General features: G+C 64.8%; 22 protein-coding genes. 9 read left to right on the top strand and 13 right to left on the bottom strand.

Going from position 1 to position 23,362, the window contains the following annotated elements:
• The first annotated feature begins 32 nt into the window (after positions 1 to 32).
• Positions 33 to 1,505 carry a bifunctional phosphopantothenoylcysteine decarboxylase/phosphopantothenate--cysteine ligase CoaBC gene (gene coaBC, locus CK215_RS09725; RefSeq protein ID WP_210201670.1) on the top strand — a complete coding sequence of 491 codons (1,473 nt, stop codon included), beginning with the start codon at positions 33 to 35 and terminating at the stop codon, positions 1,503 to 1,505.
• Here coaBC and CK215_RS09720 read toward each other — a convergent pair.
• The 6 genes from CK215_RS09720 to CK215_RS09695 all read right to left on the bottom strand — a co-directional run bounded on the left by CK215_RS09720 (position 1,502) and on the right by CK215_RS09695 (position 6,496).
• Positions 1,502 to 2,953, bottom strand: coding sequence for an MFS transporter (locus tag CK215_RS09720; protein ID WP_245418653.1), 1,452 nt, complete (start codon positions 2,951 to 2,953; stop codon positions 1,502 to 1,504). The two genes, coaBC and CK215_RS09720, sit on opposite strands and share 4 nt — an antisense overlap.
• A 194-nt stretch (positions 2,954 to 3,147) precedes the next feature.
• The gene (locus CK215_RS09715) at positions 3,148 to 3,624 is read right to left on the bottom strand and encodes a DUF992 domain-containing protein (protein WP_067002615.1); all 477 of its coding nucleotides are present in this window, start codon (positions 3,622 to 3,624) and stop codon (positions 3,148 to 3,150) included.
• Between the two features lie 189 nt (positions 3,625 to 3,813).
• Positions 3,814 to 4,665, bottom strand: coding sequence for a tetratricopeptide repeat protein (locus CK215_RS09710; protein ID WP_095826741.1), 852 nt, complete (start codon positions 4,663 to 4,665; stop codon positions 3,814 to 3,816).
• 136 nt (positions 4,666 to 4,801) lie between these two features.
• Positions 4,802 to 5,065 carry a 30S ribosomal protein S21 gene (rpsU, locus tag CK215_RS09705; protein ID WP_040969057.1) on the bottom strand — a complete coding sequence of 88 codons (264 nt, stop codon included), beginning with the start codon at positions 5,063 to 5,065 and terminating at the stop codon, positions 4,802 to 4,804.
• A gap of 177 nt (positions 5,066 to 5,242) precedes the next feature.
• Positions 5,243 to 5,629: an SET domain-containing protein-lysine N-methyltransferase gene (locus tag CK215_RS09700; RefSeq protein ID WP_095781084.1), complete on the bottom strand. Its 387-nt coding sequence runs from the start codon at positions 5,627 to 5,629 to the stop codon at positions 5,243 to 5,245.
• A gap of 108 nt (positions 5,630 to 5,737) precedes the next feature.
• Positions 5,738 to 6,496: an SDR family oxidoreductase gene (locus CK215_RS09695; RefSeq protein ID WP_095830794.1), complete on the bottom strand. Its 759-nt coding sequence runs from the start codon at positions 6,494 to 6,496 to the stop codon at positions 5,738 to 5,740.
• Positions 6,497 to 6,749: 253 nt separating this feature from the next.
• On the opposite strand from CK215_RS09695, the gene CK215_RS09690 reads away from it, so the two are divergent.
• The 5 genes from CK215_RS09690 to CK215_RS09670 all read left to right on the top strand — a co-directional run bounded on the left by CK215_RS09690 (position 6,750) and on the right by CK215_RS09670 (position 12,271).
• Positions 6,750 to 8,003 (top strand): sarcosine oxidase subunit beta, encoded by a 1,254-nt coding sequence (locus CK215_RS09690; protein WP_095830793.1) that lies wholly within the window; start codon positions 6,750 to 6,752, stop codon positions 8,001 to 8,003.
• Positions 8,004 to 8,088: 85 nt separating this feature from the next.
• A complete protein-coding gene (locus CK215_RS09685) occupies positions 8,089 to 8,385 on the top strand; it encodes a sarcosine oxidase subunit delta (RefSeq protein WP_095781087.1) in 297 nt (98 codons plus the stop codon).
• Positions 8,382 to 11,390 (top strand): sarcosine oxidase subunit alpha, encoded by a 3,009-nt coding sequence (locus tag CK215_RS09680; protein ID WP_095830792.1) that lies wholly within the window; start codon positions 8,382 to 8,384, stop codon positions 11,388 to 11,390. The genes CK215_RS09685 and CK215_RS09680 overlap by 4 nt, the downstream gene beginning before the upstream one ends.
• Positions 11,383 to 11,967: a sarcosine oxidase subunit gamma gene (locus tag CK215_RS09675; RefSeq protein WP_095830791.1), complete on the top strand. Its 585-nt coding sequence runs from the start codon at positions 11,383 to 11,385 to the stop codon at positions 11,965 to 11,967. The genes CK215_RS09680 and CK215_RS09675 overlap by 8 nt, the downstream gene beginning before the upstream one ends.
• An 85-nt stretch (positions 11,968 to 12,052) precedes the next feature.
• Positions 12,053 to 12,271, top strand: a complete 219-nt coding sequence (locus CK215_RS09670) for a hypothetical protein (RefSeq protein WP_095778807.1) — start codon at positions 12,053 to 12,055, stop codon at positions 12,269 to 12,271.
• Positions 12,272 to 12,358: 87 nt separating this feature from the next.
• On the opposite strand, the gene CK215_RS09665 is transcribed toward CK215_RS09670, so the two are convergent.
• From CK215_RS09665 to CK215_RS09645, 5 genes are all read right to left on the bottom strand, one after another.
• Positions 12,359 to 12,595: a DUF680 domain-containing protein gene (locus tag CK215_RS09665; RefSeq protein ID WP_095830790.1), complete on the bottom strand. Its 237-nt coding sequence runs from the start codon at positions 12,593 to 12,595 to the stop codon at positions 12,359 to 12,361.
• Positions 12,596 to 12,755: 160 nt separating this feature from the next.
• Positions 12,756 to 13,400, bottom strand: coding sequence for a TetR/AcrR family transcriptional regulator (locus CK215_RS09660; protein WP_095830789.1), 645 nt, complete (start codon positions 13,398 to 13,400; stop codon positions 12,756 to 12,758).
• A 281-nt stretch (positions 13,401 to 13,681) separates the two neighbouring features.
• Entirely contained in the window at positions 13,682 to 14,719 is a 1,038-nt protein-coding gene (locus tag CK215_RS09655) for a phosphotransferase (RefSeq protein WP_067002595.1), read from the bottom strand.
• Positions 14,716 to 15,201 (bottom strand): MaoC family dehydratase, encoded by a 486-nt coding sequence (locus tag CK215_RS09650; protein ID WP_277816115.1) that lies wholly within the window; start codon positions 15,199 to 15,201, stop codon positions 14,716 to 14,718. The genes CK215_RS09655 and CK215_RS09650 overlap by 4 nt, the downstream gene beginning before the upstream one ends.
• A gap of 45 nt (positions 15,202 to 15,246) precedes the next feature.
• Complete coding sequence (locus tag CK215_RS09645; RefSeq protein WP_095830865.1) at positions 15,247 to 16,062, bottom strand: SDR family oxidoreductase; 816 nt, start codon at positions 16,060 to 16,062, stop codon at positions 15,247 to 15,249.
• Between the two features lie 114 nt (positions 16,063 to 16,176).
• On the opposite strand from CK215_RS09645, the gene CK215_RS09640 reads away from it, so the two are divergent.
• Genes CK215_RS09640 through CK215_RS09630 form a run of 3 tightly spaced genes read left to right on the top strand, consistent with a single transcriptional unit; the run spans position 16,177 to position 18,983 of the window.
• The gene (locus CK215_RS09640; RefSeq protein ID WP_095830788.1) at positions 16,177 to 17,418 is read left to right on the top strand and encodes an acyl-CoA dehydrogenase family protein; all 1,242 of its coding nucleotides are present in this window, start codon (positions 16,177 to 16,179) and stop codon (positions 17,416 to 17,418) included.
• A 5-nt stretch (positions 17,419 to 17,423) separates the two neighbouring features.
• Complete coding sequence (locus CK215_RS09635; RefSeq protein WP_095830787.1) at positions 17,424 to 18,461, top strand: zinc-binding dehydrogenase; 1,038 nt, start codon at positions 17,424 to 17,426, stop codon at positions 18,459 to 18,461.
• A 57-nt stretch (positions 18,462 to 18,518) separates the two neighbouring features.
• Positions 18,519 to 18,983, top strand: a complete 465-nt coding sequence (locus CK215_RS09630) for a hypothetical protein (RefSeq protein WP_170950265.1) — start codon at positions 18,519 to 18,521, stop codon at positions 18,981 to 18,983.
• Positions 18,984 to 19,010: 27 nt separating this feature from the next.
• On the opposite strand, the gene CK215_RS09625 is transcribed toward CK215_RS09630, so the two are convergent.
• Together CK215_RS09625 and CK215_RS09620 are read right to left on the bottom strand one after the other, a co-directional pair.
• Positions 19,011 to 22,142, bottom strand: a complete 3,132-nt coding sequence (locus tag CK215_RS09625; RefSeq protein WP_095830786.1) for an efflux RND transporter permease subunit — start codon at positions 22,140 to 22,142, stop codon at positions 19,011 to 19,013.
• A complete protein-coding gene (locus CK215_RS09620) occupies positions 22,139 to 23,296 on the bottom strand; it encodes an efflux RND transporter periplasmic adaptor subunit (protein ID WP_095830785.1) in 1,158 nt (385 codons plus the stop codon). The genes CK215_RS09625 and CK215_RS09620 overlap by 4 nt, the downstream gene beginning before the upstream one ends.
• Positions 23,297 to 23,362: the final 66 nt, after the last annotated feature.

Below are 23,362 nucleotides of genomic sequence, written 5' to 3'. Positions count from 1 at the left end.
TGCCGGCGCTAGTTTGAAGCGGGTGCAATCAGATGGCCAGCATCACGATCCGCAACCTTGACGATGGAGTTAAGGACCTGCTGCGCCAATTGGCTGCCGAAAATGGCTGCTCGATGGAGGAGCAGGCCCGGGCGATGATCAGGGCGGCGGTTGAGGGCCGGGCAGGACAGGCCGACCGCATCGACCAGATCGAGAAGACGTTGCGCGCGCTGACCGGCCCCGGCCAGCAAGCACCGCCTATCGCCGACATGCCCGGCAGGCCGTCAGTTCGCGGAACGCTCTCCGGCAAACGCGTCCTTCTCGTCATCGGCGGCGGGATCGCCGCCTACAAATCGCTCGATCTGACCCGGCGCCTGCGCGAGCGCGGCGCTTCTGTCCGGGTGGTAATGACATCAGCCGCGCAGGAATTCGTCACCACGTTGTCCGTCGGCGCGCTTTCGGCCGACCATGTTTTCACCGAACTCTTCGACCGCAATGACGAGCACGATGTCGGCCACATAAGGCTGTCGCGCGAGGCCGATCTGCTGGTCGTGGCGCCGGCCACCGCCGACCTGATGGCGAAGCTCGCCAACGGCCATGCCAATGATCTTGCCTCGACGGTGCTGCTTGCGACCGACAAGAAAGTGCTGATGGCGCCGGCGATGAATCCGAAGATGTGGTCGCATCCGGCGACGCGGCGCAACCGGGCGACCTTGCAGAAGGATGGCATCGCCTTTGTCGGGCCGGCCAAGGGCGAGATGGCGGAAAGCAACGAGGCGGGCGAAGGCCGCATGGCCGAGCCGCTGGAAATCGTGGCCGCGATCGAGGCGATGCTCGATGAGAAGCCGCAGCCGCTTGCGGGCCGCAAGATCATCGTCACCTCGGGGCCGACGCATGAGCCGATCGATCCGGTGCGCTACATCGCCAACCGTTCGTCCGGCAAGCAGGGCCATGCGATCGCGGCGGCACTGGCGAAGCTCGGCGCCGATGTCCGGCTCGTGTCCGGTCCGGTCAACATCGCCGATCCGGCCGGGGTGAAGACCACGCATGTGGAAACAGCGGCCGAGATGAAGGAAGCGGTCGAGAGCCTTTTGCCGGCGGACGCGGCTGTCTTCGTCGCGGCCGTCGCCGACTGGCGCACCGCGAATGCCGCCGGTGAAAAGATCAAGAAGGTGGCAGGGAAGGGCCCGCCGTCGCTCAAGATGGTCGAGAATCCCGACATCCTGGCGGGCGTCGGCCATCATGCGCAGAGGCCCGGTCTTGTCGTCGGCTTTGCCGCCGAGACGCAGGACCTCATCGGCAACGCCGAGGCCAAGCTCAGGAAGAAGGGCGCCGATCTCATCGTCGCCAACGACGTCTCGCATGGGAGCGGCATCGGCCCTTCCGGCGTTATGGGCGGCGATCGCAACAAGGTGCGCATCGTCTCGCGCACGGGCGTCGAGGAGTGGCCGGAGATGGGCAAGGACGAGGTGGCGACACGGCTCGCCGCATCGATTGCCGAGCGGCTGAAAACGACAGTGGTTTAGCTGGCCGCTGCCTGCGGTCGCATTGGCGGCAGCGCGATCCGCAGCGCGGCGATGCAGCCGAGGATCCCAAGCGGCACGAAGGCGAGGAAGAGCCAGCCGGCCACGCCTGCAGCCGCGTCACGATTGAGGCCTTGCGAGAAGCCGCTGGCGTTGGCCACAATGCCGGCAACGGCCGCGCCCACCGCGTAGCCGATCCGCTGCATGGTCGGCACGGCGGCCGAAGCGATCGTCTGCTCGCCGTCGCGGGCCGAAGCGACGATGACGCGCGTCAGGAACGGCCAGCAGACGCCGAAGCCGCCGCCCTGCAGCAGAGCGCAGAGCAGGATCAGCGGGATCGAACCTGCGGGGATGGCATAGGCGAAACCGGCAAGACCGGAGGCGATCATCAGCGCGCCGACGACGATGATCAGTCTTTCGCGTTCCAGCGGCGCATTGGCGATGAGGATCGACAGGATCGACCAGGCGATGGATTCGGCAGCGATGATATAGCCGGTGGTCAGGATCGGAATGCCGTGCAGCGTGGTGAGCAGCAGCGGCCCGTAAATGGTGAACGTGCAGGTCGCTACCGAGAAGGCCGCAACCATCGTCATGCCTGAGCCAAGCGGCGAGCGCCATGAGAACAAAGGTGCCGGAAACAGGCGCGAGCGCGGCCTGAGGGCATCCATGCGGAAGAAAAGCGCCAGGCCGATCAGCCCGACGGCCAGCAGCAGCGACGAGCGCAGCAGGGCGATGTCGATGCCGGCGGCAGCGATCAGCACGACGGCGATGGCGAGACAGGCAAGCGCCGGATAGGGAAAGGGCGTCGCCGTGCCGCTGCCCGCCTGCGGCCTCGTCGCCTCCGGCGTGTCCAGCACGATGAAGCTCGCCAGCGCCATCGCCGCGCCGCCGAAAGTGAAGACGCCAAAGGCCCAGCGCCACGACAGGAACTCGGTCATAACAGCGCCGAGCAGCGGTCCGCTGAAGGCGGCGACGCCCCAGATCGCCGACATGATGCCGAAGAGCTGCGGCCAGATGTTGCGCGGAAAGAGACGCTCGACCGAAACGAAGGCGAGCGACACCAGCGCGCCGCCGCCAAGTCCCTCGACCAGCCGCCCGGCGAGGAAGAACGGCATGGAGGGTGCCGCCGCGCAGATCAGCGCGCCTGCTGCGTAGAGCAGGGCGGCGACCATCATGTTGGAGCGCAGCGCGACATAGCTCACCAGCCGCCCGGCGGCCGCACCCGCGACGATGGCGCCGAGCTCATAGATCGCCAGCGACCAGCCCACGAGCTGCACGCCGGCCAACTCGCCGACCATGGCCGGCATCACCGTCGCCACCATGGTCTCGTTGGTGGCATGCAGCAGGATGCCGAGACTGACAAAGCAGAAACGCGCCAGGTCGCCGCTTGCCCACAGTGCTCGCCAGTCCACCTTGTTGCCGGCCACCTTGCCGCCGCCTGCTGCCGTCACGTCGATCTCCCGCTTGTTTTCCGCAACCTCATCCACATTGCGAACGAAGCGCCAGATCCAGTTCGGCAGGGCTTGTAGAACCTCAAGCGCTGTTGAGCTCAAGAGGCATTTCGGCGATATCGGCGAGCAGCGCGCTAAAAATTCGGCCCGGAGCGAGAGTCCCGGGCCGTATCGGTGCTAACTGATTTGAAATTTCACTTATAGGAGTGGACGAGGTCCAGCGAAGCCACGGCAACAGCGAGGTTGACGCCGGTCTGCGCCTGGACGCTCAGCGGCTCGAGCATGAAGGCGCCGTCGAGGCCGCCGACCAAAAGATTGGCGCCGCCACCGGTCACGACGCTCGCCTCCGCGTTGACGCCGTAATAGCTGCCGGCGAGATCGCCTGCGTCATGGTGGCGGGTGGCGGCGAGAACCGCCCAGACAAGCTGACCTTGATGCGTCCGGCCGATATCGACGCCGAGCTTGGAGATCATGCCCGTGTATAGCTCGGCCGGGCCGTGATGATAGGGGCGGAAGACGCAGGACACGCCCTTGTTGGAGGTGATGACGTAACCGGTGCCTCCGTCGATGGTGCAATCGAGCGTGCCGAGCCGGAGCGTGCCGGCGCTGACCGGAGAAGCGAGGACCGTGGCGGCAAGCGCGGCGGCGGCACAGGCAAGTGTCTTGATCATCGGAAAGGTCCTTTCGCAACAAACGGCCCCGGTTAAACGGTCGAGGTGCGAGGAGCGTTCCGCCCAAAACTTGGCGCGAGCATGGCGAGCCAACACATCGCCGTTGGCGACTAACGGCCACATCGGCGTGTCAGCGCCGCAATAGACCCATCGCGGGCGACCGGACCCCCGGGCGGCCTTAGCTTCCGATCAGCTGGCGCCGGCCGAGGTGCGCGACAGGCCGTCCTTGGCGGGTTGGTAGTTCGGGTCGAGGTGGACAGCTTCGCGGTAGGACTTGGCCGCCCTTTCCTTGTCGCCGCGTCGCTCGTAGATCAGCGCCTGGTTGGCCCAGGCCTCGGCGTTCTTGCCGTCGAGCTTGATGGCCATGTTGAAGTCGGCGAAGGCGTTGTCCTCGTCATTCATGGCCAGATAGGACAGGCCGCGGCCGTTGTAGGGCTCGGCTGCGTCCGGCGCCAGCGAAATGGCGGTCGAGAAATCCTCGATGGCGAACTTATGCTGGCCCTGGCTCTGATAGATCAGGCCGCGATTGTGGTAGGCGCGGGCGTCGGTCGTGTCGAGTTGGATCGCCTTCTGGAAATCGTTGAAGGCGTCGTTGACGCGGCCGGCCTTGCGATAGAGATTGCCGCGGCCGATATAGGCGGCGTCGTAATTGGCGTTGATCTGGATCGAGCGGTTATAGTCGGCAAGCGCTGCTTGCTGGTTGCCCAGGAAACGCTGGATGAGCGCCCGGTTCGAATAGGCCTGATAGAAGTTCGGATTGAGCTGGATGGCGGTGTCGAAATCCTTGAGCGCCGCCTGGTACTGGCCGCCGCGGCCATAGGCCGAGCCGCGCACATTGTAACCCTCGGGATCCTGAGGATTGCGCTGGATGACAGCCGACAGCGAGGAGATGTTCTCGGTCGAGCCTTGCGCCTTGTCGATACTGTTGAACTCCCCCGTCGGGGCCGTCTGGCATGCTGCAAGGGTCAGGCCCGAAAGCAGGGCCGCCGTCAGGGCGAAGCCGCGAAAAGCGGTTCTGCGCTCCACGGTAATTGCGTTCATCTCAGTCCTCACTGGCGCCGCGCCGTCAGGTCCGTTCCCTCTCCGAACCGGCTCGAACACATAAACAAAAAGGTGGCGGCGATTCCGCATCGCGCCACCCTCGGTATCCTTCGAAAAGGACGAAAAATTGACGGTATCAGCGCGGCGAACGCGATGCGCCGGCAGCACCAGCCGGAGCCGGGCGCGGGGTCATCGGCAGCAGGCCTTCGCGCTGGGCGCGCTTACGGGCCAGCTTGCGGGCGCGGCGGACGGCTTCCGCCTTCTCGCGGGCACGCTTCTCGGACGGCTTTTCGTAGTGACCGCGCATCTTCATTTCGCGGAAAATACCTTCGCGCTGCATCTTCTTCTTCAGCGCGCGAAGCGCCTGATCAACGTTGTTGTCGCGGACGAGTACCTGCACGTGCAATCCTGTCTTCGGGTTTGAAATCTCAGGCAAGCAGCCCATAGCCACATGCCTCCGCAGTGACCTGCACCGCGAATTGTGCCGGCTGATAGCAGAATCAGGCCGTGCTGTCCACCGTTGATTGCAGGAAACCACGATCGGAAGCCCGAGCGCCGTGCCTTGCCGGTCTGAGCCTTAGGCGGTCGCAAGATGCAGACGGGCGAAATCCTCAAAGAATTCGCCATAGTCGCAAGTGATTTCCTCGCCGGCCGCGATATCCCGGGTCGCTGTGGCGCCACCATATTGGGAGAAATCCGTGTTCGGCCGCTCGGAATGGTTCATGAAGCGGCCATTGTCGACCTCATATACCATGAAACCCGGCTTGTCCGGGCTCGGATAGGCGTAGCGGTCGAGCAATTCCTTGAGATGCGGCGGCGCCTTCTCGTATTTCTCCATGGGGATCAGCCGGTCGAAATCGGGATCGAGCCGCCAGATGGAGGCACCTTTCCTGACCGGCTCGGCGGCGAAAACGCCGACGCCTTCGATGGCGCTCTGGGCTACATAGGTTCTGATCAGCAGCATCGTTCCGATCCGTTTTCGACGGGAAACCAAATCGTCAAAACGGACCGGAATGCAAGGCCCCGTCGAGCGATTTCAGCGGATGAGCATGGCTGCCGACCGTCAGATGATTCACGTCCGATTGATCGAGACGCCACCATCGGCAAACAGTGCCGTGCCAGTGGTGAAGCTTGAGGCGTCCGAGGCAAGGTAGAGCGCTGAGCGGGCGATCTCCTCGGGCCGGGCCACACGCTTCAAGGCATGCAAGTTTTCGACGAATGTCCGCGATTCCGGCGTCTTGAACGTCGCTGCGGGCGTGTCGATGCCGCCGGGCAACAGCGCGTTGACGCGCAGCCCTTTCGGGCCGTATTCGGCGGCCAGCACCTGCGTCAGCCCGATCAGCCCCGCCTTGGCGGCGGCATAGGCGGCCATGCCCGGCATGCCGGCGGTATAGCCGACGAAACTCGAGGTGAAGATCAGCGAGCCGCCGCCGCGCTCCAGCATCGCCGGGATCTGGTGCCTTGCGGCGAGGAAGGCGCTGGTCAAATTGGTGTCGATCGTGTCGTGCCAATTCGCCGGCGCCATCTCCGGTACCGGCGCCATCAAGCCGACGGCGCCCGCATTGTTGAAGGCAATGTCGAGGCCGCCGAACCTTTCGACCGCAAGCTCGACCAGAGCTCTGGCATAGGCTTCGTCCCGGACATCGCCGGCGAGTGCAATTGCGGTTCCACCGGCCGTCTCGATTTCGCCGACGAGTGCATCGAGCTCGGCCCGGCGGCGCGCCGCGACGACGACACTGGCGCCCTGCTCGGCGAATAGACCGGCCGTGGCGCGGCCGATGCCGGAGCTGGCGCCGGTGACGATGGCAACCTTGTTGGTGAGTGCGAACATTTCTCATCCTTTCTCTATGCCGGTCCAGCCGGTGGTGGGATGCTTGGTCGCAAATCGGCATTTCGGCAGCCACCCGAAAGCTGACTGGCCGATCGGAATGCGAGTTGTCGGGCATGCGCCGCGCAGCCGCGGCGCAAAACGGCAAGCGCCGTCGCAAACAGCGCAAGGGTGGCTACGCGCTTTCGCTAGTGATACACCACGCGCGCCGGGGGATGCCCGGCCGAGATCCGCGATTTTTGGCGCGAGGCTGAACGTGAAGAAATACTCCGTATTCGCCATTGCCCGCGAGGCGATGCGCGGCCACAAGGGCTGGGAAGAGCAATGGACCTCACCCGAGCCGAAGAAGGAATACGACGTCATCATCGTCGGCGCCGGCGGCCACGGCCTGGCCACCGCCTATTATCTGGCGAGTGAGCACGGCATCACCAATGTCGCGGTGCTGGAAAAGGGCTGGCTCGGCGGCGGCAACACCGGCCGCAACACCACCATCATCCGCTCCAACTATCTCTATGACGAGAGCGCCGGCATCTATGACCATGCGCTGAAGCTGTGGGATGGGCTCTCGCAGGAGCTCAATTACAACGTCATGTATTCGGCGCGCGGCGTCATGATGCTCGCGCACAATGTGCATGACGTTCAGGTGTTCAAGCGCCACATCCATGCCAACCGCCTCAACGGCATCGACAATGAGTGGCTGACGCCGGAACAGGCGAAGGAGTTCTGTCCGCCGCTCAACATTTCCAAGGAGGCGCGCTATCCGGTCATGGGTGCCGCGCTGCAGCGCCGCGGCGGCACGGCCCGCCACGATGCGGTCGCCTGGGGTTATGCGCGCGGCGCCTCGGCGCGCGGCGTGCACATCATCCAGAACTGCGAGGTCACCGGCGTCAAGCGTGCGGCCAACGGCGCGGTCACCGGCGTCGAGACGACGCGCGGCGTCATCGGCGCCAAGAAGGTCGGCGTCGTCGCGGCCGGCCATTCGTCGGTCATCATGGATATGGCCGGCGTGCGCATGCCGTTGGAGAGTTATCCGTTGCAGGCGCTGGTCTCGGAGCCGGTCAAGCCGGTGGTGCCATGCGTCATCATGTCGAACACGGTGCACGCCTATATCTCGCAGTCGGACAAGGGCGAGCTGGTCATCGGCGCCGGCACCGACCAGTATATCTCCTATTCGCAAACCGGCGGCCTGCACATCCTGCAGCACACGCTCGACGCCATCTGCGAAATGTTCCCGATCTTCACCCGCATGAAGATGCTGCGCTCCTGGGGCGGCATCGTCGACGTGACCCCCGACCGCTCGCCGATCCTGGCTAAGACGCCGGTCAAGGGCCTCTATGTCAATTGCGGCTGGGGCACCGGCGGCTTCAAGGCGACGCCAGGTTCGGGCAACGTCTTTGCCCACACCATCGCCAGGGACGACCCGCACCCGATCAACGCGCCCTTCACGCTCGAGCGCTTCCGCACCGGCCGTCTCATCGACGAAGCGGCGGCGGCGGCGGTGGCGCATTGATGATGGCCGAGATGGCCTGCCAGAGGCTTTGCGATCAACCGGCCGGCGTCCGCGTCGGCCATGGAGAATTGTAGGATCAACCTAGATGCTTCTCATCCGCTGTCCCTATTGCGAGGAAGAGCGCCCGGAACTCGAGTTCCGCAATGCCGGCGAGGCGCATATCGCGCGCCCGACCAACATTGCCGCCGAAAGCGAAGACGATTTCGAGAAATTCTTTTTCATCCGCTCGAACCCGAAAGGCGTCATCTATGAGCGCTGGCGGCATATCCATGGCTGCGCCCGCTTCTTCAACGCCGTGCGCGACACCGTCACCGACAAGTTCGTCATGACCTACAAGGCCGGCGAGCCGAGGCCCGCGAAGCTGCCTGGAGCCTCGAAATGAACGCGTCGTTCCGCATCTCCGGCGCCGGGCGCCTCAGCCAGGCCAAGACAGCCTCGTTCAGCTTCGACGGCAAGTCCTATCTCGGCATCGAAGGCGACACGCTGGCCTCGGCCTTGCTCGCCAACGGCGTCCATCTGGTCGGCCGATCCTTCAAATACCATAGGCCGCGCGGCTTCCTGTCGGCCGGCGCGGAAGAGCCCAACGCGCTGGTGCAGATCGTTCGCGACGACGCGCGCAAGACACCGAATGTGCGCGCGACCGTGCAGGAGCTCTATGACGGGCTCACCGCCAATTCGCAGAACCGCTGGCCCTCGCTCGCCTTCGATGTCGGCGCGGTCAACGACATTGCCTCGCCGATGTTCTCGGCCGGCTTTTACTACAAGACCTTCATGTGGCCGAAGTCGGCCTGGTTGAACTTCTATGAGCCGAAGATCCGCGCGACGGCCGGCCTTGGCGTTTCTCCCGACCGGCCGGATCCCGACCATTATGCGGCGCGCTACGCGCATTGCGACGTGCTGGTGCTGGGCGGCGGTGCGGCCGGCATCGCCGCAGCGCTTGCCGCAGCCGAAACCGGCGTGCGGGTGATCCTCGCCGACGAGCAGGCCGAATTCGGCGGCAGCCTGCGCTTCGAGAGCGGCGCCAGGATCGATGGCGAGGACGGCTTTGCCTGGGCACAAGCCGCGATCGCCAAACTCAAGGCGATGGACAATGTCCGAGTGCTGTCGCGCACGACAGCTTTCGGGTACTACGCGCAGAACTTCGTCGGCCTGGTCGAGCGGGTCAGCGACCATCTCAAGAGCCCCGGCCGGGAGCTGGCGCGCGAGCGCCTGTGGCAGGTTCGCGCCAAGCGGGTCGTGCTCGCGACCGGCGCCATCGAGCGGCACATGGTGTTCGCCAACAACGACCGGCCGGGCGTCATGCTGGCATCGGCGGCGCGCACCTACCTCAACCACTATGGCGTGGCGGTCGGCAGGAATGTCGGCGTCTATACGGCAAACGACTCGGCCTACGCGGCCGCGATCGACCTGAGGAAGGCCGGCGTCAATGTCGCTGCCATCGTCGACCTGCGCGACAACCCGTCGGGGGCGGTGATCGACGAAGCGAGGAGCCTCGGCATCGAGATCAATTTCGGTCGCGCTGTGGTTAGCGCCGGCGGCAAGCTGCGCGTATCGTCGATGACGGTGCAGCCGAAGAACGGCGGCGGCGAGCGCAGGATCGCGGTCGACGCCATCCTGATGTCCGCCGGCTGGACGCCGTCGGTGCATCTGTTCTCGCAGTCGCGCGGCAAGGTCGCCTTCAACGAGGAGGCGCGACGCTTCGTGCCGGGGACCTATGCGCAGGACTGCGTCTCGGTCGGCGCCTGCAACGGCACGGACGGTCTGGAGGCAACGGTCGACGAGGCCTATGCGGCAGGCGCCCAGGCGGCAAGGGACGCCGGCGGCAAGGATTCCAGCGGCAAGATGGGCAAGGGCGCCAAGCCGAAGGTCGATGCCAGTGAAAGCTGGTCACGCGGCATGCTTGGCGCTGCGCCCGGCGCCGGGCCGGGCACCACGGTCAAGGCCTTCGTCGATTTTCAGAACGATGTCACCGCCAAGGACATTCGCCAGGCGGTGCATGAAGGCATGCACTCGATTGAGCACGTCAAGCGCTTCACCACCAACGGCATGGCGACCGACCAGGGTAAGACGTCGAACATGCACGGCCTGGCGATCGCCGCCGAGACGCTCGGCAAGCCGATCCCGCAGGTTGGTCTCACCACATTCCGCGCGCCCTATACGCCGGTCACCTTCGGCTCGATCGTCGGCCATGCGCGTGGCGCGCTGTTCGACCCGACGCGCCGCACGGCGACGCATGGCTGGGCGGCCGCCCAAGGTGCCGTGTTCGAGGATGTCGGCCAGTGGAAGCGCGCCTGGTATTTCCCCAAGGCCGGCGAGGACATGCACGCCGCCGTCAACCGCGAATGCGTCACGGTGCGCAAAGCGGCCGGCCTGTTCGACGCCTCGACGCTCGGCAAGATCGAGGTGGTCGGGCCGGATGCGGCGAAGTTCATGGAACTGCTCTACACCAACCCGTGGGAGAAGCTGGAGCCCGGCCGCTGCCGCTACGGCATCATGCTGCGCGAGGACGGCTTCATCTATGATGACGGCGTCGTCGGCAGGCTGGCGCCGGACCGCTTCCATGTGACGACGACCACCGGCGGCGCGCCGCGTGTCATGCATCACATGGAGGACTATCTCCAGACCGAGTTCCCGCATCTCAATGTCTGGCTGACCTCGATCACCGAGCAATGGGCGGTGATCGCCGTGCAGGGGCCGAGCGCGCGGAAAATCATCGAACCTTTGGTCGAAGGCATCGACATGTCGGACGAGGCACTGCCGCATATGTCGGTGCGCGAAGGCAAGATCTGCGGCGTGCCGACGCGGCTGTTCCGCATGTCTTTCACCGGCGAGCGCGGCTTCGAGGTCAACGTGCCGGCCGACTACGGCGAAGCGGTGTGGGAAGCGCTGTGGGCCGAAGGCCGGAAGTATGGCGCGACCGCTTACGGCACCGAAACAATGCACGTGCTGCGCGCCGAAAAGGGCTACATCATCGTCGGCCAGGATACGGACGGCACGGTGACGCCGAACGATGCCGGTCTCGACTGGGCGGTCGGCAAGAAGAAGACCGACTTCGTCGGCATCCGCGGTATGATGCGCGCGGATCTCGTCGCCAAGGGCCGCAAGCAACTGGTCGGCCTGAAGGCCAAGGATCCGAAGGTCGTGTTGGAAGAAGGCGCGCAGATCGTCGAGGATCCGAAACAGGCGATCCCGATGAAGATGATCGGCCACGTCACCTCCAGCTACTGGTCGGAGAACTGCGGGCGCTCGATCGCGCTGGCGCTGGTCGCCGGCGGCCGTGATCGCATGGGCCAGACGCTCTATGTGCCGATGCCGAACGGCACGATCGAGGTGGAGGTCACCGGCATGGTGTTCGTCGACGAAAAGGGGGAGCGCCTCAATGGCTAAGGCTGCCGCCAAGACAAAAGCCGCCGACGCTTCAGCTGCCGTCGAACGGCGTCCGGCACTTGCTGGCCGCGCGGTGTCGGCGCCGGGCGTCAAGGTCGAGATCCTGCCGCCGGCCGAACGCATCTCGCTGCGCGCGCCCGAAGCTTCCGTCGCCGCTCTCTCCAAGGCGCTCGGCGTGACGCTGCCGGCGAAGCCGAAGAGCTCGGCGGCGAAAGGCGGGCGCACCGCCTTGTGGCTCGGGCCGGACGAATGGCTGGTCATCGACGATGCCGGCAACGATCCGCTGGCCGACTGCGCCACGGTCTCGGCGCTGCACTCCGCGGTCGGCATCTCGCATCGCAATGTGGCGATCTCGGTTGCCGGCCCGGCGGCCGCGGTGACGGTCAGTTCCGGTTGCCCACAGGACCTGTCGCTGGAGGCCTTCCCGGTCGGGGCAGCATCGCGCACCATTCTCGGCAAGTCCGAGATCGTGCTGCTGCGTACCGCTGAAGACACGTTCCGGGTGGAATGCTGGCGTTCCTTCTCGGACTATGTATTTACTTTGCTGTCGGAAGCGGCGAGCGACGCGGCGAACTGATCCTGCGCCAACCGGTCCGAAAGGGCCGGCCTCGGGGAACCTTCACCGGTCCGGGCCGTTTCTGCGGCTTGCGAGGAGACTGCCGATGCCGTCCAAATCCGCGCCGAAGACGCCCAAGAAGACAGAGGCGGTCCGTTCGCTGGAGCGGGATCGCGAGATCGAGGAAGAAGAGCTCGAGGAAGGCCTCGAGGACACCTTCCCGGCCAGCGATCCGGTGTCGATTACCAGCACCACCATCCCCGGCGGGCCGGCAAAGCCTGGCAGGGCCAAGACCTTGCCTGGAATGAAGTCGCGCAAGAAGTAGAGCCGCCGCCGCAGTCAAATTGGGCTTCAGGCGAAACGAACAACGGGCGGCCAAGCGCCGCCGGTTTTCGTTCGCGATTTGGCCTGATTAGAGGCCGGGTACGAACCAAGGGTTCACGTCGATACCGAGCCGCGGGCCCCTGGTCGTCTGGATATTGGCGGCATCGGGCTTTTCCACCGAGCCGGTCGCGGCGCAGTCGAGCGCCTGATTGGTGTGAGTCTGGGTGCAGGCCGCAGGGGCGTGCTTGGCCGGCTGGCTCCCGCCAGCGAAAGCGGCGCCCGAGAAAGCCAGCAAGGCAGCGAGCGCGAGGATTGTCTTTTTCATCTTTCCGTCTCCGATCGTACATGTACGTCACAGCGTACAGATACGGTTAATGGAGGCTGAATTCAAGAGGGAATTTGTACGCGTACGACAAATTAGCTTGAACCGAGTAACCGGCGTCGCGAATCAAGCGACCGGCGTTGTGTCAAACCGGCGAAGCCGGTCAGCAGTTGACCGGTGTTTCGGTGAGCGGGGATATGTCCTGCGCCGACAACGAGGCCAGCATGAAGTCGCACATCCGCTTCACATAGGCCTGGGGGTCGCCGAACGGATAGAAGGGAAAGGTGATCAGCAGCGAGATCGTGCCGTGGCCGACGGTCCACAGCATGGTGGCTATGGCGCGCGGGTCGCCTTTGAGCTTGCCGGCTGCGACGCAGGCCTCGACCCTTTTGATCAGCACCTTCATCGCCGGGTTGCTCTCTTCCATGTCCTCGTAGCTGCGGCCCTCCGGCAGCCGGGTCTTCTCTGTCATGAAGACGGTGCGGTATTCATTGGGATTGCCGAGCCCGAAGGCGGCATACTCGGTCATAACAGCCCTCAGCGCCTCAACGGGATTGTCAGCCGGGTGCTCCTCGATGCGGCGGGCAAGCGTTTCGAACGCGTCCTCGGCGAGCGCGAACAGGATGTCCTGCTTGTCGGCAAAATAGGAATAGACCGACATCGGCGCGTAGCCGACCCGCTTAGCAAGCTTGCGGATGGTAAGCCCTTCGTAACCCTCTTCCTGGACGAGCTTGTGAGCTGCGTCGACCAGTTCGGAACGAAGCTCGGCTTTCTGTTTCTCGCGGCGTTTCTGAACGCTCAGCGGCAATTTCCGCCTGCCTTTATGGTTGGTTGCCTGACAAAATTATATACGCTGTACGGAAACGGACAAGGGAGCGGCCTGGTTCCCCAAGATACGCCCTAACGCTTTGAACAGGAAAGCCGCTACCCACTTTTTCCGAACTAGATCGCGCTAATGCCGCCGTCCAGCGCCAGCGCATGGCCGCTCGCCCTCAGTGGCGAAGGCTTTGGCCGCGCCGCTGCCGAGGCCGCCTGTCGCACCGGCTAAAACACCGTCGCTCCATCGAAACGGCCCGTGGCTTGGCTCCCTCAACTTTTCTTGTCAATCAGTTCCACCGCCAGCGCGGCGAGCAGCTTCACCGCCTCGCCATAGGTCCTGGCCTTTTCCGGGTTGGAGGCATTGCCGTCCAGCGCGCGGCGGTAGACACCCTGGCAGATCGCCGCCAGGCGGAAGAAGGAGAAGGCGAGGAAGAAGGTCCAGTTGCCGATGCCGTCGATGCCGCGCCGGCGGCAATAGGCGGCGACATAGGCCTCCTCGGACGGCAGGCCGATCGAGGCGCGGTCGATGCCGTCTAGGCCGCGAAAGCCCGACCCATGCGGCAGCCGCCATTGCATGCATTGATAGGCGAGGTCGGCAAAGGGATGGCCAAGCGTCGACAGTTCCCAGTCGAGCACGGCGATGACCTTCGGCTCGTCCTTGGCGAAAATCATATTGTCCAATCGGTAGTCGCCATGCACCAGCGAGACCCGGCCGTCATCGGCCGGCATATGCGTCTCTAGCCAGGTCATCAGCCGATCCATAGCGGCTATGCTTTCGGTTTCGGAGGCGCGGTACTGACTTGTCCAGCGCGCGAACTGGCGCTGGAAATAGCTGCCGGGCTTGCCGAAATCGCCTAAGCCCACAGCCTCGACATCGACTTGGTGCAGGGCGGCGAGGGTCGCATTCATGGCGTCGTAGATCGCGGCACGCTCGTCATTGCCGGATGTATCCGGCAGCGACGGATCCCAGAAGATGCGCCCGTCGAGGAACTCCATGACGTAGAACATGCGGCCGATCGGCGTCATCTCACCTGAAAGATGGAGCATGCGCGGCACCGGCACGGAGGTCGTGCTCAGCGCCTGCATGACCCGGAATTCGCGGTCGACCTGATGTGCCGATTTCAGCAACTGCCCCGGCGGCTTGGCGCGCAGCACGTAGCGGCCGCTGGCGGCGGTCAGCAGATAGGTCGGGTTCGACTGTCCGGACTTGAATTTTTCGGCCGCGCAAAGCTTGGAAAAACCAGGCACATGCGCTTCGAGATAAGGCGCAAGCGCTGCTTGGTCGAGCGCGTTGGCGTCGCCGCTCATGCGGTCTCGGGCTGGCGCTCGATCAGCGTCAGGGTCAGCCAGCGCGCGGTGAGCGCCGGCTTCTTCGATCCTTCGATCTCGATGGTGACGTCGTGCGCCGTCTGCACCCATCCCGAAGGCCGCACCTTGACGTCGGCCAGCACGAAATGGGTGCGGATGCGCGAGCCGGTCTTCACCGGCGCCAGGAAGCGCAGCGTGTCGAAGCCGTGATTGACGCCCATCTTGGTGTTTTCGATCGGCGGCATGGTCTCGAAGGTCATGGCCGACAGCAGCGACAGCGACAGGAAGCCGTGCGCGATGGTGCCGCCGAACGGCGTCTCGCGCGCGGCCCGTTCCGGATCGCAATGGATGAACTGGTGATCGTCGGTGGCGTCGGCGAACTGATCGATCATGCGCTGCGTCACCGTGCGCCAGGGCGACACGCCGACTTCCTTGCCGACGCTGGCCAGAAGCGTATCGAGACTGATCGGTTCCACGCTGATGTCCTCCGCACCCCGCCCGGATCGCGATTGCTTGAACCGGGCGTCCTACTCCTTGAACAATGTCATCCCGTGCTGCACCGACTGGCCGCCGTCGATCGGCAGGATGGCGCCGGTGACATAGCTTCCGGCACGGCTGCACAAATAGAGCGTTGCGCCGGCAATGTCATCCGCCACGCCGATGCGGCCGAGCGGAACATGGCTACCGACACGTTTCGCCTGCTCCTCCGTGGCGGTGGCAAAGGCCGTCATCCGGCTCTGGAAGGGACCGGGCGCAAAGGCGTTGATGGTGATGCGGCGGGCGGCGAATTCGATCGCCAGCGTGCGCGTCAGGTGATGCACCGCAGCCTTGGAGGCGGTGTAGGAATAGGCATCGTCGGCCAGCGGCTGCGTGCCCATCACCGAGCCCAGATTGATCACGCGGGCCGGGTCATCGTCGCTTGCTGCGGCATCGAGCAGCGGCAAAAGCTCGCGCGTCAGATGGAAGACGGCGGTGACGTTGACGCCCAACACCTTGGCCCAGGCGTGGTAGGGAAACTCTGCGAGCGGCGCGCCCCAGGAAATGCCGGCATTGTTGACCAGGATGTGCAGCCGGTCCGTTCGGACCTTCACCTCGGCAACCAGCGCGGCGATGCCCGCTTCGCTGGACACGTCGCCGGCAAATCCCTCGGCCCGACCGGAGCCGCCCTGCGCGTTGATTTCGTCGGCGACCCGCACACAGTCCTCGCCCTTGCGCGAGGCGATCATCACGGAGGCGCCGGCCTGCACCAGTCCGGTCGCGACCATGCGGCCGATGCCTGTTGCGGCACCGGTCACAAGCGCGGTCTTGCCGACCACCGAGAACAGCTTGTCGAGATAGCTCATCATAATTCCTCCCGCGCGCCTCGTCCCGGCCGGAACCGAAGGACTCGCGTTGACAAGGCTAGCCGAAGTACGGTCATCCTTGCCACGGATAAAGGAGCGAAAGGGTCGGAACCGATGGCGGACATGAACCTCGGCATGACCGAGCGGCTGAAGCCGATCCATCAGCGCGTGGCCGCGATGGTGCGCGACGAGATCGCGCCGCTCGGCGAGGAGTTTCTCGCCGAGGTCGGCAGAAACGGTGACCGCTGGACTTACACGGCCAGGCAGACCGAAATCCTCGAAGGGCTGAAGAAGACGGCGCGGGAGCGCGGGCTGTGGAACTTCTGGCTGACCGATTCCAAGCGCGGCTACGGCCTGTCGACGGTCGAATATGCCTATCTGGCGGAGGAGATGGGCAAGGCGCATCTCGGCGCCGAGGCCTTCAACTGCTCGGCGCCCGATACCGGCAATATGGAAGTGCTGGAGCGCTACGGCTCAAAAGAGCACAAGCGGCAGTGGCTGGAGCCGCTGCTCGAAGGGAAGATCCGCTCGGCCTATCTGATGACCGAGCCGGACGTCGCCTCATCCGATGCCACCAATATTTCGATGCGCTGCGAGCGGCAGGGCGACGACTATGTGCTTAACGGCGAGAAATGGTGGGCGTCCGGGGCCGGCGACCCGCGCTGCGCCATCTATATCGTCATGGTGAGGACCGGCTCGGACGAGGAGCCGCAGCATCGCCGGCATTCGATGATCCTGGTGCCGGCGGAGAGCGAGGGGATCACCAAGCTCCGTCCAATGCAGGTCTATGGCGACGACGACGCGCCGCATGGCCATTTGCATCTAAGGTTCGAGGATGTGCGGGTGCCGGCGGCGAACCTGATCCTCGGCGAGGGCAGGGGCTTCGAGATCGCGCAAGGACGGCTTGGGCCAGGCCGCATCCATCATTGCATGCGCGCGATCGGCCAGGCCGAGATGGCGCTGGAGATGCTGTGCCAGCGTTCGGTGCGGCGCGAGGCGTTCGGCCAATCGCTGGCAAAGCTCGGCGCCAATTTCGACATCGTCGCCGAATGCCGCATGGAGATAGAGATGGCGAGGCTCTTGTGCCTCAAGGCGGCTTGGATGATCGACCAGGGCGATGCACGCGCTGCGGCCCCTTGGATCAGCCAGATCAAGGTGGTAGCGCCGAGCGTCGCGCTCAAGGTCACCGACGAGGCGGTGCAGATGTTCGGCGCGCAAGGCATCAGCCAGGACACACCGCTCGCCCGCTCGTGGACGCATCTGAGAACTCTGCGATTGGCCGACGGGCCGGACGCCGTGCACCGGCGGCAGGTGGCGCGCGCCGAGCTCAGGAAATACACCCAGGAGAAGATCTGACCGCCATGACGCTTCCATCGGAAATGCGAGGCTTGCTGCTTGTCGGCGACGGCTACAGCAAAACGCCTTCGGCCAGCGTGCTGGAGGCGATGGAGCCTTATTTGAAGGCCGGCAGCATCGCCGTGCCGGCGCCTGGTCCGACACAAGCGCTGATCAAGGTCAGTCTCGCCTCAATCAACCCGTCCGATATCGCCTTCATCACAGGGCAATACGGCCAGCCCCGTGTGCAGGGCCGGCCGGCCGGATTTGAGGGCGTAGGCGTTGTCGTCGCGACTGGTGAGGACGCCTACGCAAAAAGCCTTGCGGGTAAGCGCGTCGCCTTCGCCACCGGCGTATCGAACTGGGGTGCTTGGGCAGAATACGCGGTCGCCGAGGCAGCTTCCTGCATTCCACTGCTCGACACGGTGCGCGACGAGGACGCCGCGGCGATGATCGTCAATCCGCTGACCGCCTTAGCCATGTTCGACATCGTCAGAGAGGAGGGTGAGAAGGCCTTCATCATGACTGCCGGCGCCAGCCAGCTCTGCAAGCTGATCATCGGACTGGCGAAAGAGGAGGGTTTTCGGCCGATCGTCACCGTGCGCCGCGACGAGCAGATCCCGCTGCTGAAAGAGCTGGGCGCCGCCCATGCGCTCAACGAGAAGGCGGCGGATTTCGAGGCCGCGCTGCGCGAGGTGATGAAGGCGGAGCAGCCCCGCATCTTCCTGGACGCAGTCACCGGACCGCTTGCCTCGGTCATCTTCAACGTCATGCCGAAGCGCTCGCGCTGGATCGTCTATGGGAGGCTCGACGCCGAGGCGACTGTCATCCGCGAGCCCGGCCAACTGATCTTCCAGCACAAGCGCATCGAAGGCTTCTGGCTGGCCGAATGGATGCGGCAGTTCCGCGACCGGCTCGGCCCGGCGGTGCTGGAGGCACAAAAGAGATTTTCCGACGGGCGCTGGTCGACGGATGTGACAGCGGTGATGCCGCTGGACGAGGCCATGGCCAGTCTGTCGGACGAGCTGGCCAAGCCGAACGGCAAGGTGTTTGTTAAGCCCTGATCAAAATAACTCGAGGTCGCGTCTATGAGGTTACGGTGGTTTGTCGGATTCCTCCTGGTGTCCATGGCAGGTACATTTAGTGCCGAGGCCGCCGACAAGTTCCCGCCCATTTGGCGCAAGTCGATGACCAATGATCCCGGTACGAACTATTTTCTCAATAAATATTCGGCCTCTTTGAATGATGCAGCATCGACCGCAATTAGAAATATCATGTTGGCGCGCGTCGTCGGCTCTGAATGCCAGTCATCGCGGCTCAGCAAGGCCAAGGTCAGGGCCTATCGCGATAGCATGCTCGGCTCGCTTTCGTCGGATGCATTGAAAGCGGCTGCATTCGCAGCCGGCAGCGAATTGCGCAACTTCGACTATGAAACGCTCGCGCATCTTTGTGCCGGCATCGATTATCAGTTTGGGCCGAAAGGAGTGCTCATAGCGGGTGCCGTTTCGTCAGGCAAAGGCGAGCCACGATATTCCTACGATCAGCGCAATCCATACATTCAGCTGCCCGATTTCACCGGCAAGTAGCTGAGCTGCCTGGCTGGTACCTGTCCACTATTCCGCCGGCTCGACATTGGCATAGGCGGCTTGCTCGAGTTCGCGCTTCACGCGGGCTTCTTCATGCGCCTTGGGCGTGACGAAGCGGCCAAGCAAGAGATAGGCGACAGGGGTCAGGAACAGCGTGGAGACGGTCGCCAGGCCAAGGCCGCCGACGATCACCCAACCGAGCGCCACGCGCGCTTCGGCGCCTGCGCCCGAAGCCAGCACCAGCGGCACGCCGCCGAGCACGGTGCAGATCATCGTCATCATCACCGGGCGAAGGCGAATGGTGGCGGCCTCTTCGATCGCCTCGCGCACGCCAAGCCCGCGGTCGCGCAGCTGGTTGGCGAACTCGACGATCAGGATGCCGTTCTTGGCCATGACCCCGACCAGGAGGACCAGGCCGATCTGGCTGTAGGCATTGAGGCTGGTGCCCGACAAAAGCAGCGCGAAGATGGCGCAGGCGAGCCCGAGCGGCACTGTCGCCATGATGATGACGGCGCTGACGAAGCTCTCGAACTGGGCCGCCAGCACCAGAAGGATGATGACCAGCGCGAAACCGAAGATGGTCGCCATGGCGCTGTTGCTCTCGCCGAGCGTCGCCGCCTCGGCCAGCGGCACGATCCGCGCGTCCGACGGCAGCAGCGGTGTTGCGATTTCCTCGGCGCGCGTCAGCGCATCGCCGAGCGCGAAGCTGCCGCCCAGATTGGCGGTGATCGCCACCGACGGCTGCTGCTGCTCGCGAGTGAGGGACGGCGGCACGGCGCGCTCGGTCAGCGTGGCGATGGTCGACATCGGCACGAAGCGGCCGTCCGACGTTTTCAGAAAAATGTTTTCCAGATCGGTCGGATCGTTGATTGGATTGGTGGTCGAGACCAACTTCACGCCATAGCTGCGGTCGGCGATGTAGACGTCGACGACATCGTTGCCGTCGAGCATCGCCTGCAGCGTGTCCGCAAGCCCGGTGATGTCGATGCCGAGGTCGGAGGCGCGCTCGCGGTCGATGGCAACGGCAAGCTGCGGCTGCGTAAGGTCGACGGAGAGTCGCGGTGCTTGGAAGCGTGGATCCTGCCGCATCTCCTCGACGATCTGCACCGCCGCCGCGCTTAGCGCCTTGCGGTCGTTGCCGACCAGGGCGAATTGCAGGCCGCTGCCGGCGCCGCGGATGCGAAGGCTGTTGGGCTGAACCGGGAAAACGCGGACGCTTGGCACCTGCTTCGTCAGGCGGCTGATCTCAGCCATGATCTCCTGCTGGCTGCGCGTCCGCTCGGCCCACGGCGCCAGCGTCATCACCATGAAGCCGCTATTGTAGGCGCCGTTGTTGCCGGCATTCGCGAAGGTGCTGCGGATCTCGCCGGAATCGCGCAAAGGCTGGATCAGCCGCTCGATCTTGCGCATCTGCTCGGTCGTGTAGTCGAGGCTGACTCCTTGCGGCGCGTTGATGCGCAGCAAAACGACGGCGCGGTCTTCGGTCGGCGTCAGCTCCTGACGTATCGTGCCGAACAAAGTGAAGGCGGTGCCAGCGAAGAGCATAGCGACGAGCACTACGATCCAGGGGGCGCCGAGGCAGGCATGCAGGCAGCGCTTGTAGAGCCGATGCAATGCGCCGCCGATGCGAGCGCCCACGCCGCTGCCGCCTTCGTGGTGAAGAGAGGCGCTGGTCAGCATGCGCGAGGCGAGCATCGGGCAGAGCGTCAGCGCCACGACGCAGGAGAGCAGTACCGACATCGCCAGCACGAAGCCGAACTCGCGAAAGAGCCCGCCGGTCTGTCCCGGCAGGAAGGAGATCGGCACGAAGACGGCGACCAGGGTCAGCGTCGTGGCAATGACGGCGAAGAAGACTTCCTGGGTGCCGAGCACGGCGGCCGCGCGCGGCCCCATGCCCTCGTTGCGGCGGCGCACGATATTTTCGAGCACCACGATGGCGTCGTCGACGACGAGGCCCGTCGCCAGAACCAGCGCCAGCAGCGTCAGGATGTTGATGGAAAAGCCGGCGAGATAGATCGCGGCGATGGTGCCGATCATGGCGACCGGCATCGACAGGCCCGGGATCAGCGTCGCGCGCCAGTCGAGCAGGAAGGCGTAGATGACGATCAGCACGATCGAGACGGAAAGCGCGAGCGCGATCTCAACCTCGTGCACCGCGCCGTTGACGAAGACGGCATCGTCGCTTGTGACCTTGATCGACATGCCTTGCGGAAGATTTGCCTGGAGTTTCTCGACGGCAGCCCTGACGCCGGTCGATATATCGAGCGTGTTCGATTCCGCCTGGCGGATGATGCCGAGGCCGATGCCGGTTTTGCCGTCGGAGCGCAATGAGGTCTGGCCGATGTCGGGGCCGAGCGTCACGGTGGCGACGTCGCGGATGCGCGTCGCGCCGCCGATGACGATGCTCTCGAATTCCTCCGGCGTGGTCACGTCGGCCGTCGTGCGCACGACGAGGTCCTGGTTGGTGGTGGTGATCGAGCCGGCCGGGGAATCGAAGGCGACGGAGGCGAGCGCCTTGCGCAAATCCGCCACGGTGAAGCCATGGCTTGCCAGCTTGTTCTGGTCGACGTCGATGCGGAAGATCTTGTCGCGGTCGCCGGATACCTGAACGTCGGCGACCCCTGGGACGGCGGCGAGCTCGTCCTCGATGCGGTCCTGGACCAGCACCGTCATGTCCTGCACCGACATGGTGTCGGACGTGACCGCCAGCCGCATCACCGGGTCGGAATTGGCGTCGGCCTTGACGATGCGCGGCGCATCGGCGGTCTCGGGCAGTTGGTTGGTGATGCGGCTGACGGAATCGCGGACATCGGAGGCGGCGACATTGAGATCGACGCCGTCGTTGAACTCGATGGTGACGCGGCTCTGGCCGAAAGATGAAGTCGACGAGATCGACTTGACGCCCGAGACGCGCGCGACGGCGCCTTCGATCGGGTCGGTCAACTCGCGGTCGACGGTTTCGGCGGCCGCGCCCTCGAAGGTGGTGTTGACGGTGATGACCGGGCGGTCGACATCCGGCAGTTCGCGGATTTCGACGCCCCAGAAGGCTGCGAGGCCGGCGACCGCGATCAGCGTATTGAGCACGAAGGCCATGACCGGCCTGCGGATAAAGAGCGCGGTCAGGCCCGATCCCGCGGTCTGGTCGCCGGCGGCGCTCATGAGCCTTCGGCCGCGGTGGCGCGGTCCTCGCCGGCGATCCGGACGTCGCCGCCTTCGCTGACACTCTCCGTGCCTTCGGTCACGACCATATCGCCGCTCTCGACGGGAGCATCGATCAGCACCGTCTCGGTGTTGCGCTGGATGATGCGCACCGGCACGCGCTTTGCCTTGCCGTTTTCGACGGTCCAGATATAGGCGCCGTCGGTGCCCCACTGGATGGCCAGTGGGCTGACGGCCGGATAGGTGTCGCCGGGGAATTTCATGGCGATCTGGAACGACATGCCGGCGCGCAGCGAATCCGCCGGGTTGGCGATCGTCGCCTTGACGAGCAGCGTGCGGCTGTTCTCGTCGATATGGTTGTCGATGGCCGAAACCGTGCCGGAATAGACCTGGTTGGGGTTGGCCAGCGGCGTGGCCGACAATCGCTGTCCGACCTTTACAGCCGCGGCAAAACGCTCCGGCACCCAGAAATCGACCAATATGCTCGAGCGGTCGTCAAGCGTGGCGATCGCCGACTGGCTGGTGACATAGTTGCCGGCGGCGATCGGCAGGATGCCGACAGTGCCTTCGATAGGCGCGACGACCGAGCGGCGCTCGAGCGCGAGCTCGGCGTCGCGCAGTGCCAGCTTGGCATTGGCGAGCGCCACCTCGGCATCCGCGACGGCAACTTGCGTGGCGGCATTGGAGGCTCGCAGCGACTTGACCCGATCGAGCTTCGCCTGGGCGTCGTCGAGCGCGACCTTGGCACGGTCGCGCGAAATCACTTCCGTCTCCGAATCGAGCCTGGCGATGACATCGCCTTTTTCGACATGGGTGCCGGACTGCACCGGCAGTTCGGTGAGGCGGCCGGAAGAGTATGGATTGACGGTGACTGTCGCATTGGCGCGGCCGGTCCCGATCGCCTGAAGCCTGTCGTTGATGGTGGCGGTGCCGGCAGGGGAGGCGACAATGGTCACGATCTGGCCGCCGCGGTTGCGACCGGACCGGGCCGAACCGGTCTCGATGCTTCCCGTGGCGGGGGGCGTCGCCGCAATCGCCCAGTCCATACCCCAGCGTGCCAATACCTCAGGCGCGCCGGGATAGAAGCGCGCCCAGGCGGCCGCAGCGGCAACCACGATCACAAACGCAAGAACAATCTGTTTCCAGCTCGACATTGACACTCCAGCGGCAGAATCGTCCGCCGGTTCCAAGTGGAAGCAGGCTGAGCGACGATACGGCGT

The organism is Mesorhizobium sp. WSM3864, from assembly GCF_002294955.1.
GTDB lineage: Bacteria > Pseudomonadota > Alphaproteobacteria > Rhizobiales > Rhizobiaceae > Mesorhizobium.
This window is presented reverse-complemented; position numbering and strand designations above follow the sequence as displayed.